This is a genomic window from Bradyrhizobium sp. 132 (assembly GCF_023074185.1).
Taxonomy (GTDB): Bacteria; Pseudomonadota; Alphaproteobacteria; order Rhizobiales; family Xanthobacteraceae; genus Bradyrhizobium.
On sequence record NZ_JADPKY010000043.1, the window covers coordinates 97193 to 111362 of the forward strand.

14 protein-coding genes are annotated in these 14170 nt (G+C 62.1%); 10 read left to right on the forward strand and 4 right to left on the reverse strand.

The genetic code is table 11. The features are described from left to right. The first annotated feature begins 233 nt into the window (after nucleotides 1–233). The 9 genes from IVA74_RS08265 (at nucleotide 234) to IVA74_RS08305 (ending at nucleotide 9694) form a co-directional block, all read left to right on the forward strand. Nucleotides 234–1634 (forward strand): amidase, encoded by a 1401-nt coding sequence (locus IVA74_RS08265; protein ID WP_247341517.1) that lies wholly within the window; start codon nucleotides 234–236, stop codon nucleotides 1632–1634. Nucleotides 1635–1651: 17 nt separating this feature from the next. Beyond that, entirely contained in the window at nucleotides 1652–2647 is a 996-nt protein-coding gene (locus tag IVA74_RS08270; RefSeq protein ID WP_247341519.1) for an acetamidase/formamidase family protein, read from the forward strand. Between the two features lie 76 nt (nucleotides 2648–2723). Continuing rightward, nucleotides 2724–3923, forward strand: a complete 1200-nt coding sequence (locus IVA74_RS08275; protein ID WP_247341645.1) for an urea ABC transporter substrate-binding protein — start codon at nucleotides 2724–2726, stop codon at nucleotides 3921–3923. 99 nt (nucleotides 3924–4022) lie between these two features. Beyond that, nucleotides 4023–4889 (forward strand): branched-chain amino acid ABC transporter permease, encoded by an 867-nt coding sequence (locus IVA74_RS08280; RefSeq protein ID WP_247341521.1) that lies wholly within the window; start codon nucleotides 4023–4025, stop codon nucleotides 4887–4889. A gap of 12 nt (nucleotides 4890–4901) precedes the next feature. Further along, nucleotides 4902–5975, forward strand: a complete 1074-nt coding sequence (locus IVA74_RS08285; RefSeq protein WP_247341523.1) for a branched-chain amino acid ABC transporter permease — start codon at nucleotides 4902–4904, stop codon at nucleotides 5973–5975. A 2-nt stretch (nucleotides 5976–5977) separates the two neighbouring features. Next, the gene (locus IVA74_RS08290) at nucleotides 5978–6697 is read left to right on the forward strand and encodes an ABC transporter ATP-binding protein (protein ID WP_247341524.1); all 720 of its coding nucleotides are present in this window, start codon (nucleotides 5978–5980) and stop codon (nucleotides 6695–6697) included. Continuing rightward, nucleotides 6687–7397, forward strand: coding sequence for an ABC transporter ATP-binding protein (locus IVA74_RS08295; RefSeq protein ID WP_247341527.1), 711 nt, complete (start codon nucleotides 6687–6689; stop codon nucleotides 7395–7397). Before IVA74_RS08290 ends, IVA74_RS08295 begins: the two co-directional genes overlap by 11 nt. Before the next feature lie 46 nt (nucleotides 7398–7443). Further along, nucleotides 7444–8205, forward strand: coding sequence for an SDR family NAD(P)-dependent oxidoreductase (locus IVA74_RS08300; protein ID WP_247341529.1), 762 nt, complete (start codon nucleotides 7444–7446; stop codon nucleotides 8203–8205). 85 nt (nucleotides 8206–8290) lie between these two features. Next, on the forward strand, nucleotides 8291–9694 hold the full coding sequence (locus tag IVA74_RS08305; protein WP_247341531.1) for an amidase: 1404 nt from the start codon (nucleotides 8291–8293) through the stop codon (nucleotides 9692–9694). Nucleotides 9695–10471: 777 nt separating this feature from the next. Here IVA74_RS08305 and IVA74_RS40845 read toward each other — a convergent pair. The 4 genes from IVA74_RS40845 to IVA74_RS08325 all read right to left on the reverse strand — a co-directional run bounded on the left by IVA74_RS40845 (nucleotide 10472) and on the right by IVA74_RS08325 (nucleotide 13570). After that, the gene (locus IVA74_RS40845) at nucleotides 10472–10792 is read right to left on the reverse strand and encodes a tripartite tricarboxylate transporter substrate-binding protein (protein ID WP_253075626.1); all 321 of its coding nucleotides are present in this window, start codon (nucleotides 10790–10792) and stop codon (nucleotides 10472–10474) included. Nucleotides 10793–11068: 276 nt separating this feature from the next. Next, complete coding sequence (locus tag IVA74_RS08315; RefSeq protein WP_247341533.1) at nucleotides 11069–11722, reverse strand: SMP-30/gluconolactonase/LRE family protein; 654 nt, start codon at nucleotides 11720–11722, stop codon at nucleotides 11069–11071. Nucleotides 11723–12145: 423 nt separating this feature from the next. Continuing rightward, nucleotides 12146–12835, reverse strand: a complete 690-nt coding sequence (locus tag IVA74_RS08320) for an ABC transporter permease (RefSeq protein WP_247341535.1) — start codon at nucleotides 12833–12835, stop codon at nucleotides 12146–12148. A gap of 12 nt (nucleotides 12836–12847) precedes the next feature. After that, nucleotides 12848–13570 carry a Crp/Fnr family transcriptional regulator gene (locus IVA74_RS08325; RefSeq protein WP_247341537.1) on the reverse strand — a complete coding sequence of 241 codons (723 nt, stop codon included), beginning with the start codon at nucleotides 13568–13570 and terminating at the stop codon, nucleotides 12848–12850. Between the two features lie 185 nt (nucleotides 13571–13755). Between IVA74_RS08325 and IVA74_RS08330 the strand changes: the two genes are divergently transcribed. After that, nucleotides 13756–14157 (forward strand): hypothetical protein, encoded by a 402-nt coding sequence (locus IVA74_RS08330; RefSeq protein ID WP_247341540.1) that lies wholly within the window; start codon nucleotides 13756–13758, stop codon nucleotides 14155–14157. Nucleotides 14158–14170 lie beyond the last annotated feature (13 nt).

Here is a 14170-nt window from a genome sequence, read left to right on the forward strand (position 1 = left end):
TGCGCCGATCTGGCCGATGACGTCCAGCTCCTTGCACTGAGTGCTTTGTTCGATCACGGACCCTAAAGCGAAGATCATAGCCGCGGCATTTGAGCCATTCGTCACCTCATTCGGGAGGGACGGGTGGCTTTTTTCGTTTGCCGCCGGGAAAGCTGGCGATGCGTCCGCGTAGCCAGAACGGTGACGCATGTGCGAGACGGCGATGTGTCATGTGAGCGGGAGGATGAAGAGCGATGGCGGAAACGGATCTCCACTATCTCGGGCTCGTCGACATCGGGCGAAAGATCCAGGCGAAGGACCTGTCGCCGGTCGAAGCGACCAAGGCGATGCTCGGGCGGATCGAGAAGCTCGACGGCAAGCTCAAGAGTTTCGCGCATGTGATGGCTGACTCGGCGCTTGCCGACGCCGCCGTGGCCGAGAAGGAAATCGCCTCCGGCAAGGTCAAAGGACCGCTGCATGGGGTGCCGGTGGCGGTCAAGGATCTCTGCTGGGCCAGGGGCGCGCCTGCCGCGCACGGCATGACGATCCATCACGATTTTCGTCCGACTGAGGACGCAACGGTGGTTGCGCGGCTGAAGGAGGCCGGCGCAATCATTCTTGGTAAGCTGCAGCAGACCGAAGGAGCTTACGCCGATCATCATCCGAAGATTGATCCGCCGAAAAATCCGTGGAACGCGGATCTTTGGCCCGGCGCATCCTCGAGCGGTTCCGGCGTCGCTACCGCGGCTGGCCTCTGCTTCGGCTCGCTCGGCACCGATACCGGCGGTTCAATCCGCTTTCCGTCAGCGGCCAACGGCGTCACCGGGCTTAAACCGACCTGGGGACGAGTCAGCCGCTACGGCGCTTTCGAACTTGCGGCGACGCTGGATCACATCGGCCCGATGGCGCGGAGCGCCGTCGACTGCGGCGCAATCCTCGGCGTCATCGCGGGGCAGGATCCCAGGGACACGACGTCGGTGCCGCTGCCTGTGCCCGACTATCTCGCCGGTCTCTCCGGCGACCTGCGCGGTGTGACGATCGGCGTCGACCGGCGCTGGACCAGCGAAGGAACCGATGGCGATGCGGCGAAGGTCCTGACCGAAGGGTTGCGTGTGGCGGCCGATCTCGGCGCGAAGATCAATGAGATCATTTTCCCCGATCCCAAGGCGGTCATCGACGACTGGTTCCCGCTCTGCGGCATCGAGGTCGCCGTCGCGCACGAAGACACCTATCCGGCGCGCAAGGACGAGTATGGCCCGGCGCTCGCGGGTCTGCTCGATCTCGGCCGGCAGCAGTCCGGCATGGACTACCAGAAGATCGTGCTTCGCCGCGAGGCATTTCGCGGCGCGGTCCGTGTCCTGTTCGAGACCGTCGATCTCGTCGCGGTGCCGGCACAGGCGTTCGCCGCGCCCACGCTCGCCAAGATGGCGGCGCTCGGCGAGGACGCCTCGCTGATCGGCGGACTGCTGCGCTTCACGTGTCCATTCGACATGACGGGAAGTCCGACCGTGACGCTGCCCGGCGGGTTCGCGGCGAATGGCGGTCCGGTCGGCTTCCAGTTCGTTGGTCGTCATTTCGACGAGGCCGGACTTGTGCGGGCGGGCGACGCGTTCCAGCGCGTCACCGACTGGCACAAACGTCATCCCGGGGTCTGAGTTGAGGAGCTGATCACATGTCCGAAGACTGGTTGAAGACATCAATCATGACCAAGCGCGCGGTCGCCAAAGGCGCGACTGGCGCGACGCATAGCCTGACGATCGAGCAGCAGGGCGGCTTCCATTATGTCTACGGCCCCTATGCCAAGCCGACCCTGTCGATCGACCCGGGTGGGATCGTTGTCGTCGAGACGGAAGATGCCTTTGGCGGCGTGCTCACCAGCGAAAGCGACAGCCCAACCGCCAAACTGAATTTCCCCTATCTCAACCCGCAATGCGGACCGATCGCCGTCAAGGGCGCCAAGAAGGGCGATTGTCTCGCGATCTATATCCGCGACGTCGAGACGCGGGGTGAACAGCCGGCCGGTACGACCTGTATCATTCCGGAATTCGGCGGGCTGGTTGGAACAAGCTCGACGGCGCTGCTCAATCCGCCGCTGCCGGAACGCGTAAAGAAACTGCATGTCGACAGGAACGGCATACGCTGGAACGACAAGATCACGCTGCCCTACGAGCCGTTCATCGGAACCATCGGTGTCTCGCCGGAAATCGAGGCCATCTCGTCGCTTCAGCCTGATTACCACGGCGGCAACATGGATCTGCCCGACGTCGCGCCAGGTGCGATCATCTATTTCCCCGTTCATACCGACGGCGGGATGCTCTATGTCGGCGACTGTCACGCGACCCAGGGCGACGGCGAACTCTCCGGCGTGGCGCTGGAGCAGCGCGCCACCGTTACATTGCAGATCGACCTGATCAAGAACTGGAGCTTCGCCTGGCCCCGGCTCGAGACTAAGGACTTCATCATGACTATCGGCAGCGCGCGTCCGCTCGAGGACGCGGCACGCATCGCCTATCGCGAGCTCGTGCGGTGGATGGCGGCCGATTACGGCTTCGACGAGATCGACGCCTACATGCTGCTGAGCCAGGCCGGCCGCATGCGCCTCGGCAATATGGTCGACCCCAAATACACGATGGGGGCATCGATCCTGAAGAATTACCTCAAGCCATGACATCCAATCGCTTCAGCAACAGGGGGACATCACGATGACTTCGAGACGCAAGTTAGGGATGGTTTTACTCGGCGCCATGCTCGGCACAGCGGCAGCGATCAGTGTTGCCCAGGGGGCCGAACCGCCGTTGAAAGTGGGTTTGCTCGAGGACGTGTCCGGCGATCTCGCCTTCATGGGCATGCCCAAGCTGCATGGATCTCAGCTGGCGGTCGAAGAGATCAACAAGAGTGGCGGCATCATGGGGCGGCAGATCGAGCTGATTCATCTCGATCCGCAGGGCGACAATGCGCGTTACCAGGAATTCGGCCGACGCCTGCTCAATCGCGACAAGGTCGACGTATTGATCGGCGGCATCACTTCGGCCTCGCGCGAAGCGCTGCGTCCGATCGTCGACCGCACCTCCACGCCTTATTTTTACACCAACCAGTATGAAGGCGGTGTCTGCGACGCCAGCATGATCAGCATGGGTGCGGTGCCTGAGCAGCAGTTCTCGACGCTGATACCGTGGATGGTCGAGAAGTTCGGCAAGAAAGTCTACGTCATCGCCGCCGACTACAATTTCGGTCAGATCTCGGCAGAGTGGAACCGCAAGATCCTGAAGGATCTCGGCGGTGAGGTAGTGGGCGAAGAGTTCATTCCGCTCGGTGTGTCGCAGTTCGCGCAGACGATCCAGAACATCCAGAAGTCGAAGCCGGATTGGCTGCTCACGATCAATGTCGGTGCCGCCCAGGATTCGTTCTTCGAGCAAGCCGCTGCCGCCAACCTCAACCTGCCGATGGGGTCTTCGATCAAGGTCATGCTCGGCTTCGAGCACAAGCGGTTCAAGCCGCCGGCGCTCAACAACATGCACGCAACCGCGAACTGGTTCGAGGAAATAGACACGCCTGAAGCGACCGAGTTCAAGAAGCGCTGGCACGCCAAATTCCCGGATGAACTCTACATCAACGACATGGGCTATAACGCCTACAATGCACTCTACATGTACAAGGCGCTGGTCGAGAAGGCGAAGTCGACCAAGCTCGATAACATGCGGAAGGTGATCGCAACGGGTGATGCTTGCATCGATGCGCCCGAAGGCAAGGTCTGCATCGATCCGAAGAGCCAGCACACATCGCACCGCATGCGCCTGATCTCGGTCGGGCCCAAGCACGAGGTGACGGTGGAGAAGGACTACGGAACGATCCAGCCCTACTGGCTGGGCGAGATCGGGTGCGATCTCACCAAGAAGAACGACAAGGATCAGTACACGCCGAGTCATCTTCCCAAGAAGTCGTGAGGTGCCGCGGGCACGGATTTTGCTCGTGATGTGCGTCACGATCTTGAACAAGGCCGGCGCCGCAACGATGCGGCGCCGGGATCGGCAAGGGGGATCAAGATGTCGGCTGAAGTATTCTCCGTGTTCTATCAGTTCGCCGACGTGTTTGCGTTCCTCATTCTTTCGGCCGCCGGCCTCGCCATTGTGTTCGGCATGATGGGCGTCATCAACATGGCCCACGGCGAGTTCATCATGTGTGGTGCCTATGTGACGGTTGGCCTTGTGAATCTCGGTGTGCCGCTCGCGATTGCCCAGATGCTGGCCGCGCTGACGGCGGGGCTCATCGGTGTCCTCGTCGAGTTCCTGGTCGTGCGGCGTTTCTACAAGCGGCCGCTGGATTCGTTGCTCGCGACCTGGGGGCTCAGTCTCATCGTGACGCAATCGATGCTCCTGATTGTCGGGTCTGCCGTACGGGGGATCGGAACGCCGGAGGGAAGCTTCGCAATCGGCGGTTATTCGTTTTCGACCTATCGTCTGGTGCTGTTCGGTTGCGCGGTGGCCGTGCTGGGCGGTCTCTACATCATCTTCATGAAGACGCGGTTCGGAGTGATCGCCCGCGCGACTATGCAGAACGCCGCGATGGCGAAGGCGCTGGGCGCGCGCACAGGCCGCATCTATGCGATCAGTTTCGGGATCGGCACCGGCCTCGCCGGGCTCTGCGGGGCGCTCTACGCGCCGACCATGACGCTGATTCCGACCATGGGTGCGACATTCGTGGTCGAAAGCTTCGTCACCGTCGTGATCGGAGGAGCGAACGTGCTGCTTGGAACGGCGCCGGCCGCGGTCTTCCTGGCGATGATCCGGATGGCGCTGAACGCGAGCTATGGGCAGATCATCGGTCAGATCGGCATGCTGGTGGCTGTCATCCTGATCATTCGGGTGTTGCCCGAAGGGCTCTCTAGCGTGCTGGTCCGCCGTGGGCGCTAAGGGGAAATGTTGATGTTCAAGCTGCTGGAAGGCCCACAGACGCTCGGACGCGGCAAGATCTTCTGGTCATGCTTCCTCGCCGTGCTCGCGGGTGCGCTGACTTATCCGCTGTTCGCCGATTCCTACGACGTGGGCAATTTCGCTTACTTCCTGATCTGGATCTTCATGGCGCTCGGCCTCTGCCTGATGTGGGGCTATGGCGGCATGCTGTCGTTCGGCCAGACCTTGTTCTTCGGCATTGCCGGCTATGGCTATGGCGTGCTCGCCATCAACATGGGCGGCGGCACTGCGACGATCGCCGCACTCGTGCTCTCGGTTGTCCTCGCGATGTTGGCGGCGGGAATCCTCGGCTACTTCATGATCTGGGGTGGGATCAACGGCATCTTCTTCGGCATCGTGACGCTGTCCGCGACGCTCGTGCTTGCCTTCTTCCTTGGTCAGACCGCTGGGCCGGAATGGCACATCGGCCCGGCGCGGTTGAACGGCTTCAACGGCATGAAGGGCATGGACCCGCTGACCGTGGGTGACTTCTATATCGAGGGATCGGCGCTCTATTACACCATGATCGCGCTGATCGTGATCGTCTATCTCGCGCTGCGCATGCTGGTCAATTCGGGGATCGGCAATGTCATCGTGGCAACGCGCGAAAATCCCCAACGCGCGGAGATGCTGGGCTATGACGTCCGGAAATACCAGCTGCTGACATTCGTGATCGGCAGCGGCCTCGCGGGCCTCAGCGGCGCACTCTACACGTCCTGGGGACAGTTTATCACGCCCTCCAGTATCGGCCTGCCGGCAGCCGCGATGCCGATCGTGTGGGTGGCCTTCTCCGGGCGAAACGATCTGACGGCGACCCTGGTCGGGTCGTTCCTGTTGCTGTTCGGCTTTCAGACAATCACGGTCTACAGCCAGCAGGCCGCGCTGGTGCTGATGGGCGCGCTGCTGCTCGCCACGGTGATGCTGGCGCCGCAGGGGTTTGTGCTCGGAATTGGCAAGCTTGCCGCCGACTGGTGGGGTGGGCGCCGACGGCGCGATGATGGCGCCGTCGCGGAGGAGGCCGGTCGCTTACAGCCGGAAGAATCCTGATCATGGCGCTGGTCGAGGTCAAAGGCGTATCCAAGCGCTTCGGCGGATTGACCGCTGTCTCCGATGTCGATCTTACGGTCGACGCGGGCGAGGTGCACTGCCTGATCGGTCCCAACGGTGCCGGCAAGAGCACGTTGTTCAAGCTGATCGTGGGTCTTTACCCACCCACCCAGGGCAGCATCCTGTTCGATACCGTCGACATCACCGCCGAGCGTCCATATGCGCGGGTGCAACGGGGCATGAGCATCAAGATGCAGGCTCCGAGCGTGTTCAAGGAACTTCCGGTCCGGCAGAACATTCAAATCGCGCTCCAGGAGCGATTGTCCGGGGCGGAACGCATCACAGAGGAGGATCGTCTGCTGACGCTGCTCAATCTCGGCCCGGACAGCGAAAAGCTCGCGGGGGCACTGTCGCACGGCCAGCAGCAATGGCTTGAAATCGGGATGGCATTGGCGCTGAAGCCGCAGCTCCTGTTGCTGGACGAGCCGACCGCCGGCATGTCTCCCGAGGAAACCTTCAAGACCGGGGAGTTGATCAAGTCGTTCAATGCCGAAGGCATGACTGTGCTTGTCGTCGAGCATGACATGGCCTTCGTGCGCCAGGTCGCCCAGCGCGTCACGGTGCTGCATCTCGGCAAGATATTTGCGCGCGGCAATCTCGAAAACATCCTGCAGGACGAGAAGGTCGCGGAAATCTATCTCGGTAAAACCCATGCCCACTGATCGGATTCTTGACGTATCGGATCTATGGGCGGGATACGGCGCGACGCCGATCCTGCAGGGTGTCACCATGTCGGTCTCGCGCGGCGAGATCGTCGGCGTGATCGGCCGTAACGGGGTCGGCAAGTCGACCCTGATGCGGTGCCTGATCGGCCTGCTGCAGACTTGGCGCGGCACGATCAGCTTCATGGATCAGGACGTCACAAAGCTCGAAGCCGACGCGCGGGCGAGGGCGGGCTTCGGCTACATCCCGCAGGGGCGCGACGTGTTTCCGCAGATGACCGTTGAGGAAAACCTCCAGGTCGGCGAGTTGATCGGCGGTCCCGACGGTAAGAAGCTGCCGGAGCTCGTCTATGAGTATTTTCCGCGGCTCAGGGAACGCAGGCGGCAGGTCGCGGGGACCATGTCGGGCGGCGAGCAGCAGCAGCTCGCCATCGGCCGCGCGCTGATCGGCAATCCATCCTTGATGATCCTGGACGAACCGTCTGAGGGCATCCAGCCCTCGATCGTCCAACACATCTGCGGGGCGCTGAGATCGTTCCGGAACGAGCTCGGCACTACGATCATCTTCGTCGAGCAAAATCTCGACACGATCCTGGCGATCGCCGAGCGTTGTTACATCATGGAGAAGGGCAAGATCACGCAGTCGCTGGCAGGCGGCGAGGTCAACGAGCAAAATGTCCGCGAGCAGCTTCTGCTCTGAACGGCCACGTCGCACGTTATAAGTCGTCAATAGGGAGGGAATGGACATGGATCTGGGACTCAAGGGAGCAAAGGTTCTCGTTACCGGCAGCACCAGGGGCATCGGCAAGGCGATAGCCGACACCTTCGCGGCGGAAGGCGCAGATGTCGGCATCTGCGCCCGCAACCAGGCCGACGTCGATAGTGCTGTCACCGCGATCAAGGCGAAAGGTGTTGCGGCGTTCGGCGGTTCGGTCGACGTCTCCAATGGGCCGGCGCTCAAGGTCTGGGTCGAGGATATGGCCTCGAAACTTGGCGGGATCGATATCGTCGTTGCCAATGTCAGCGCGCTGTCGATTGGGCAGGACGAGGAGAGCTGGGAGAAGGAGTTCTCCACCGACATGATGGGCACGGTGCGGCTGGTCAATGCGGCGATGCCGTATCTTGAGAAGAGCAAGGCCGCTGCGATCGTCACCATCTCCAGCGTGTCGGGCCGCGAGGTCGACTTCGCCAGCGGCCCCTACGGCACGTTCAAGGCTGCGATCATCCATTACACGCAGGGGCTCGCCTTCCAGCTTGCCGGCAGAGGCATCCGCGCCAACTCGGTCTCTCCCGGCAACACCTATTTCGAGGGCGGTGTCTGGAATCAGATCAAGGACGGCAATCCCGAACTGTACAACACCGCGCTGGCGCTCAATCCTACCGGCCGCATGGGAACGCCGCAGGAGATGGCGAACGGCGCTGTGTTCCTTGCCAGCAAGGCGGCGAGCTTCATCACGGGGACCAACCTCGTGGTTGATGGTGCCCTCACGCGCGGCGTGCAGTTCTAGGCGCATCTCGAGCAGCGTAGTCACGAGGCCGGCCGTCTGCGGCGCCGGTGAGCGAAGCCATTTCCGACAACAGCAGGGCTGTCAGATGTCAGCGGATCCAATTCACTACAAGTCGATCACCGAACTCTCCGAGCTGTTCCGCCGGGGTGAGCTCCTGCCTTCGAAAGTAACCGAGGCCATGCTGAGCCGGATCGCGAAGCTCGATAGCAAGTTTTACGGTTACGCGCTCGTGCTTGCCGAGCGGGCCATGGCGCAAGCGAAGCGCTGTGACGCGGAGCTTGCCAAGGGCGTCTGGCGTGGACCATTGCATGGCGTGCCGATCGGATTGAAGGATCTCTGCTACACCACGTTCGCACCGACGGCAGGCGGCACTACGATCCATGCCAAGTTCGTTCCGTCCTTCAATGCGACGATCGTGGACCGGCTCGAGCACGCCGGCGCCGTCACTCTTGGCAAGCTCAAGATGACCGAGGGCGCCTATACCAGCCACCATCCGAACGATCAGGCGCCGCTCAATCCCTGGGGTGTCGATTACTGGGTCGGCTCCTCGTCAAGCGGATCGGGCGTGGCGACCTCGGTGGGGCTCTGCTTCGGCTCGATCGGCAGCGACACCGGCGGCTCGATCCGGTTTCCGTCGGCGACCTGCGGATTGACCGGCATCAAGCCGACCTGGGGACGCGTCAGCCGCCACGGCGTCTTTCCGCTGGCGGACTCGCTCGACCATGTCGGGCCGATGTGTCGAAGCGCTGCCGACGCGGCGGCCATGCTCGGCGTCATCGCAGGTGCCGATGTCAACGACCCCACGGCCCTGCAGGCGCCGGTGCCGAACTATCTGGCCGGCATCGATGACGGCATCCGGGGCGTACGGATCGGCGTGGACCGCAGCTACATCCAGGACGGGATCGATCCGCAGGTGGTCGCTGCGTTGCTGGAAGCCGAACGCACGCTGGCAGCGCTCGGTGCCGATATCCGCGAGGTCAAGTTCCCGGCCTACGAGAAGCTTGTCAGCATGTGGATCCCGATGTGCTCGATCGAAACGGCGGAGGCGCACCTGGAGACCTATCCGTCGCGAAAATCGGAATACGGCCCCGATCTGGCGCAGCTGATCGAGCAGGGCAGGTCGATGAGCGGTATCGAGATCGCGCAGATCCATCATGAGCGACTGAAGTTCTGCGGAAGTCTCGCCGCCTTGTTCGGCGATATCGACTTGCTGCTGATCCCCACAATGCCTGTGCCGATCCCGACGCTGGCCAAGATGGCCGAATACGGTGCCGATCCGAACGTGCTGCTCAGTATCCTGCGCTTCACCGCGGTGTTCGACTTCTCGGGCAGCCCCACTATCACGCTGCCGAACGGGATGGCGTCGGACGGCCTGCCGCTCAGCATGCAGCTGGTGGGTCCGCATCTGTCCGAGGATGTGCTTGCCCGCGCTGGTCATGCCTTCCAGTCGGTAACGGACTGGCATACCCGGCGCGCGGCCATCGAATGAACGGGGTCACGGAATGATACCAAGACGCGCGCGCAATCTCCTGGCCTGCGGAGTCGACTGGCAGATAGGGCTCATTTAGCGACTCGGACACGAAAGTTGGGTTGGTGAGCCCAGCAGTCAGTCGGCAACCGATATGGCTTGGTCGCAAATGGAGGCAGTTCGCGAACTGATAAGGAAATAGCCGAAAGCTTATCAGTGGTGGCCGGGCGTAGACAGGGTGACCGCTTCCGCCCATCTAGTAGGCTTGAGTTGTCGAAAGTCAGCTATGGCCATGAGCGGAAGTCGGATCGAACCGCATATCGTCGATCTCAGCGGATGCCTGGGTAGGCTTTTGGGGAGCCCGAGAGAGCCCGGACGCCACCGGAATTCAATGACTTCCTGCCGTCAGTAGGACTTGCAGTCAGTTACGGATTGGCGTACGCGGCGCGCTCCGATCGACTGAATCTCGCTCGCAAGCGGCTGCAACCCGTTCGTCATATCGTCGAGACGCTTGCCATTCGGCTCCGGCTATGAAAGCGAGCACTGGAGCACCACCGGCTGAGCTCTTGATGTATTCGGGATCGTTGAGGCTCTCGGCGATCGCGGCTTGCAGCTTCTTTGCGATGTCATCGGGCGCCCCCTTCGGCGGCGCAAAGCCGCGCTCGGCGGTCATGATGACGGGAACGCCGGCTTCCTCGGCCGTGGGTACGCCGGGCAATGATGAGGAACTAGGCTTAGACAGGATTGCGATAGCCCGGAGCTCTGCTTTGTTGGTACCGTGAAGCTTAGGCACTTTGCTCAGGCTGACCAGATGGCCGCTGCCGTTCCGCGATAGGAAATCTCATTCGGCTCGGCGCCGGCCGCCTTTGCGAGCATGCAGATGGCCAGATGTCCGTTCGTGCCCGCGCCGTTATGGCCGAACGTGACCGAACCCGGCTTCTTGCGCTGCGCGTCGAGCACGCTTGCAAGGGTCGTGAACGGGCTGTCGTTGCGAACGACGATCACGCTGGGATCGTCGACCACGCGCGCAACCAGACGGATTTCGTCCCATGGTGTACTGGGTCTTTCATCGGCAGAAAGTTGTAGCCGGGGACGTTGACGACCCGATCGCGTAGGCATCGGGGACGGCGCGCGCAATCGCTGCGACCGCGATCTCGCCGCCGGCACCGGGCTTGTTGACGACGACAAATCTCGCGTTCCCGCCAAGTCTTTTCTCGTCGAAGGGAAGAAGCTTGCGGGCCATCACGTCGGTCCCGCCACCCGCGGCGAAGCCAACGACGACTTCGACCGGGTTGTCGTCGGGCCATGCGGCCTAGGCCGTCCCCGACGCGGTCAGGCCAAGAATCAGAACTACCGTCTGCACCGTCCAGAACATGAAGGTTATCCTTTCGCTATCTATGCGACGCCATCAACCGACCGGCGACGGGAAGGCGCGCAACCACAGCCGCTCTCGGATTCAGTGATGTAGAGGCTCTTGTTGTCGGGACCGCCATAGGCCACGTTGGTGGTGGCGAGCCCTTCGCAGGAGCGGATCCGATAGAGCGGCTCGCCCAGGCGGCTGAAAATCCAGTCGGTACCAAGACCGGCGTGAGCAATGGCAAGGTTGTCCTGCTCGTCTATCGCAAGGCCATCGGGCCCGCCGAGGCTCCCGGACAGTTGAATGAAGATGCCGACCTTCGATGCCGTGCCGTCGGGCATCAGCGGTATCCGCCAGATCGCATTGCCCCTTATGGCGGCCACGTAGAGGATGTGTTCGCTGCCGTTGAGCACGAGGCCGTTCGGGCTGGGGACGTTGTTGACGATCTGGTCGAGCGTTCCGTCCACGCGCAGGCGATAGACGCGACCGGTCGGGTCGTGCATGCCGGTCTGGCCCTGGTCGGTGAAATAGATGTCGCCATTGCTGGCAAGGACCAGGTCGTTGATGCCTTTGAAACGCTCCGACCAGCGCCGCTCCAGCATGGACGTGACCTTGCCGCTGGCTGGATCGAGCGTCATGAGCCCATAGCGATAGTCCGTGATGACGATCCGCCCGTCGCGCGCGATCTTCAACCCGTTCGGCTCGCCGTCGTACGCCGCTTGGAATGGCATTCAACTGGGACACACCACTGGTGAGCGGCCTTGTGGTCACGGCGGGCGGAGTTGCTTTCACGGGGGCTATGGACGCGTATCTGTGGGCTTCCGTGTAGCTTCCAGCAGGTATCGCATCGCAGACAACTTCTCCACGCGACGCCCTCGCCATCAGGACTGCTCAACGTGGTCGACCTGATCCCGGTTGCCGTCTTCAGGTCTGCGACGATCGTCCAAGTTCGGTTCGCGATGATCTTGAGGGCGCGCCCTTGGGGACGTTGCAGCGCACCAACTTCGTGCTTCGCGGTGCGCAGCCAGTCGCGTCAGGATGATCGTCTTCGGATGGACGTGCTTCAATTGCGTTCCGATCGCAAGTATCGTCGCTAAAGGATCAGCAGCGTGCACCTATTTTTCTTCGACGCGGCCCACCAGCAGAAGCGCGACGGTCGAGACAACCACGCTCAGCATCAGCAGGATCAACCCGAGCCCGAGCGCCAGCGGAAGGTCGCCCTTGCTGGTTTCGAGCACTATCGCGGTCGTCATCGTGCGAGTGAAACCATGTATGTTGCCGCCCACGATGATAATGGCACCGACCTCGGCGATGGCGCGCCCGAATGCGGCTAGGAAGGCTGTCAGCAGCGATGCTCTTCCGAGTGCGAACAGCAAGGCGACGCTGCGCAGGACTGACAAACGGTCGGTACGTGCGAGGTCGCCGTATTCTGCCCAGAGCAATGTGGAGGCTCGGTGCACGAGCGCGACCACGATCGGAGTGGCAAGAAGCGTTTGGGCGATCACCATGGCAGTAGGCGTGAATAGTAGCCCCGCAGTTCCCAAGGGGCCCGAGCGCGAAAGGAATAAGTAGATCCCGAGACCCACCACGACGGGAGGCAAACCGAGTAGCGCGTTGGCAAAGATGATGAGCGGCTGCCGGCCCGGGAAGCGGGCGATTGCAAGCCCAGGCGCCGACGGGAGCGCCGACCGCCAGCGCGACGATGCTGGCGTTAGGCTGACGCGCACCGACAGAGCGACAATTTCGAGAAGCTCAGAATCGCTCTCGCCGATCAGCGAGGCGGCGGCGCTGATCGCACCCAACACCCAGGGAGCGCCTCAAGGGGCCGATCCTCTGACTTGATCCGCTTCGTTGCCTTCGGCGAGTATATGCAGTTTGTGTGGATCCCGGAGCACGATGCGCTGGCGGCCGCCTTCCACAAGTCCCTGCTGTTCCCAAGCGCTCAATATGCGACTCACGGTGTGCAAGGTCGTGCCCGTCATCTCCGCGACGTCCTGCCGGCTGATCGGAAAGTCGATCTCAACTCCCGCGTCAACCTTGCGTCCGGCCTGTTTCGCCAGGCGCAGCAACGCGTGGGCAACTCTCTGCTCGACCTGTTCATTGGATATCTCGATCACGCGGGCCTGCGTGTCTTGCAGGCGGCTGCCGACGGTTTGCAGTGCGCTGACGGCAAGGGTCGGAAATGTGACGATCAGCCGGTGCCAGGACGAGGACGGCCAGGAGAGCGCGATACTGTCGACGGCGGCTACCGCGGTCGCCGGATAGCTCTTGAGGTTCATCGCCTGCGCGACACCGAATAGTTCGCCGGCCGAAACGTAACGCACCACCATCTGCTGCCCCTGCGGGGTGGTCTTCTCCACACGCAGGTGGCCATGCAACAGCACGAAGAAGCGCTCGGCCTCTGTGCCTTGATTGAAGACCGCCGTTCCCTTGGGGTAGCGGACCGAGCGTGCTTCGCGCAAGAGCTCGTCCTGCTCGGCGGGCGAAAGTCCCGCGAACATCGCCAAATTCGCGACCAGGGATCGGTCGACCGCGGCCATTTCAATCCTCATTTTCGATGCGGGCACACATTATCTGCCGCAGCAGCAAGCCACAATGTTGACGCCACTGATAGCGAGTCAACCTACCGGAACGTTGCGCTGGCTCAAACTCGCGCCTCTCGGAAAAGGATATCGACCCTTTGGACACCCGGAGTTCGGGAAATCCATTCGAAAAGGGTCGGTAGATGAACAAGTTGGCAATTTTGACCGTCGTGGCGGCGAGTTTGGCGCTGGCGGGAACCGCCCGCGCGGCGGAGGTCGAAGTCAAGCTCCTGAACAAGGTATCCGAAGGTGCAGTCATGGCCTTCGAGCCCGCCTTCGTGAAGGTGGGTCGAAGTGAGCATCTACGGCCGCCAGATTCGCCAGTTGGTAGGATGGACGAGCACCGCCTCGTCCGTCCAGACGTTGTACCACACGCCCGATTTGCGCTTGCTCGGAAAGCGCAGCGCCTCGATGCGGACCAGGCGGACTTGGCCGAGTTCGAGGCTACAATTATCGGAGGCAAGCGCGATCGGAAGCTAACCATCGCGCGGAGCGGTATTGCACATCGGGGCTTCTTGTGTCGCCGAATGCAGGGTCCGCATTGATCTGGCGCAATTA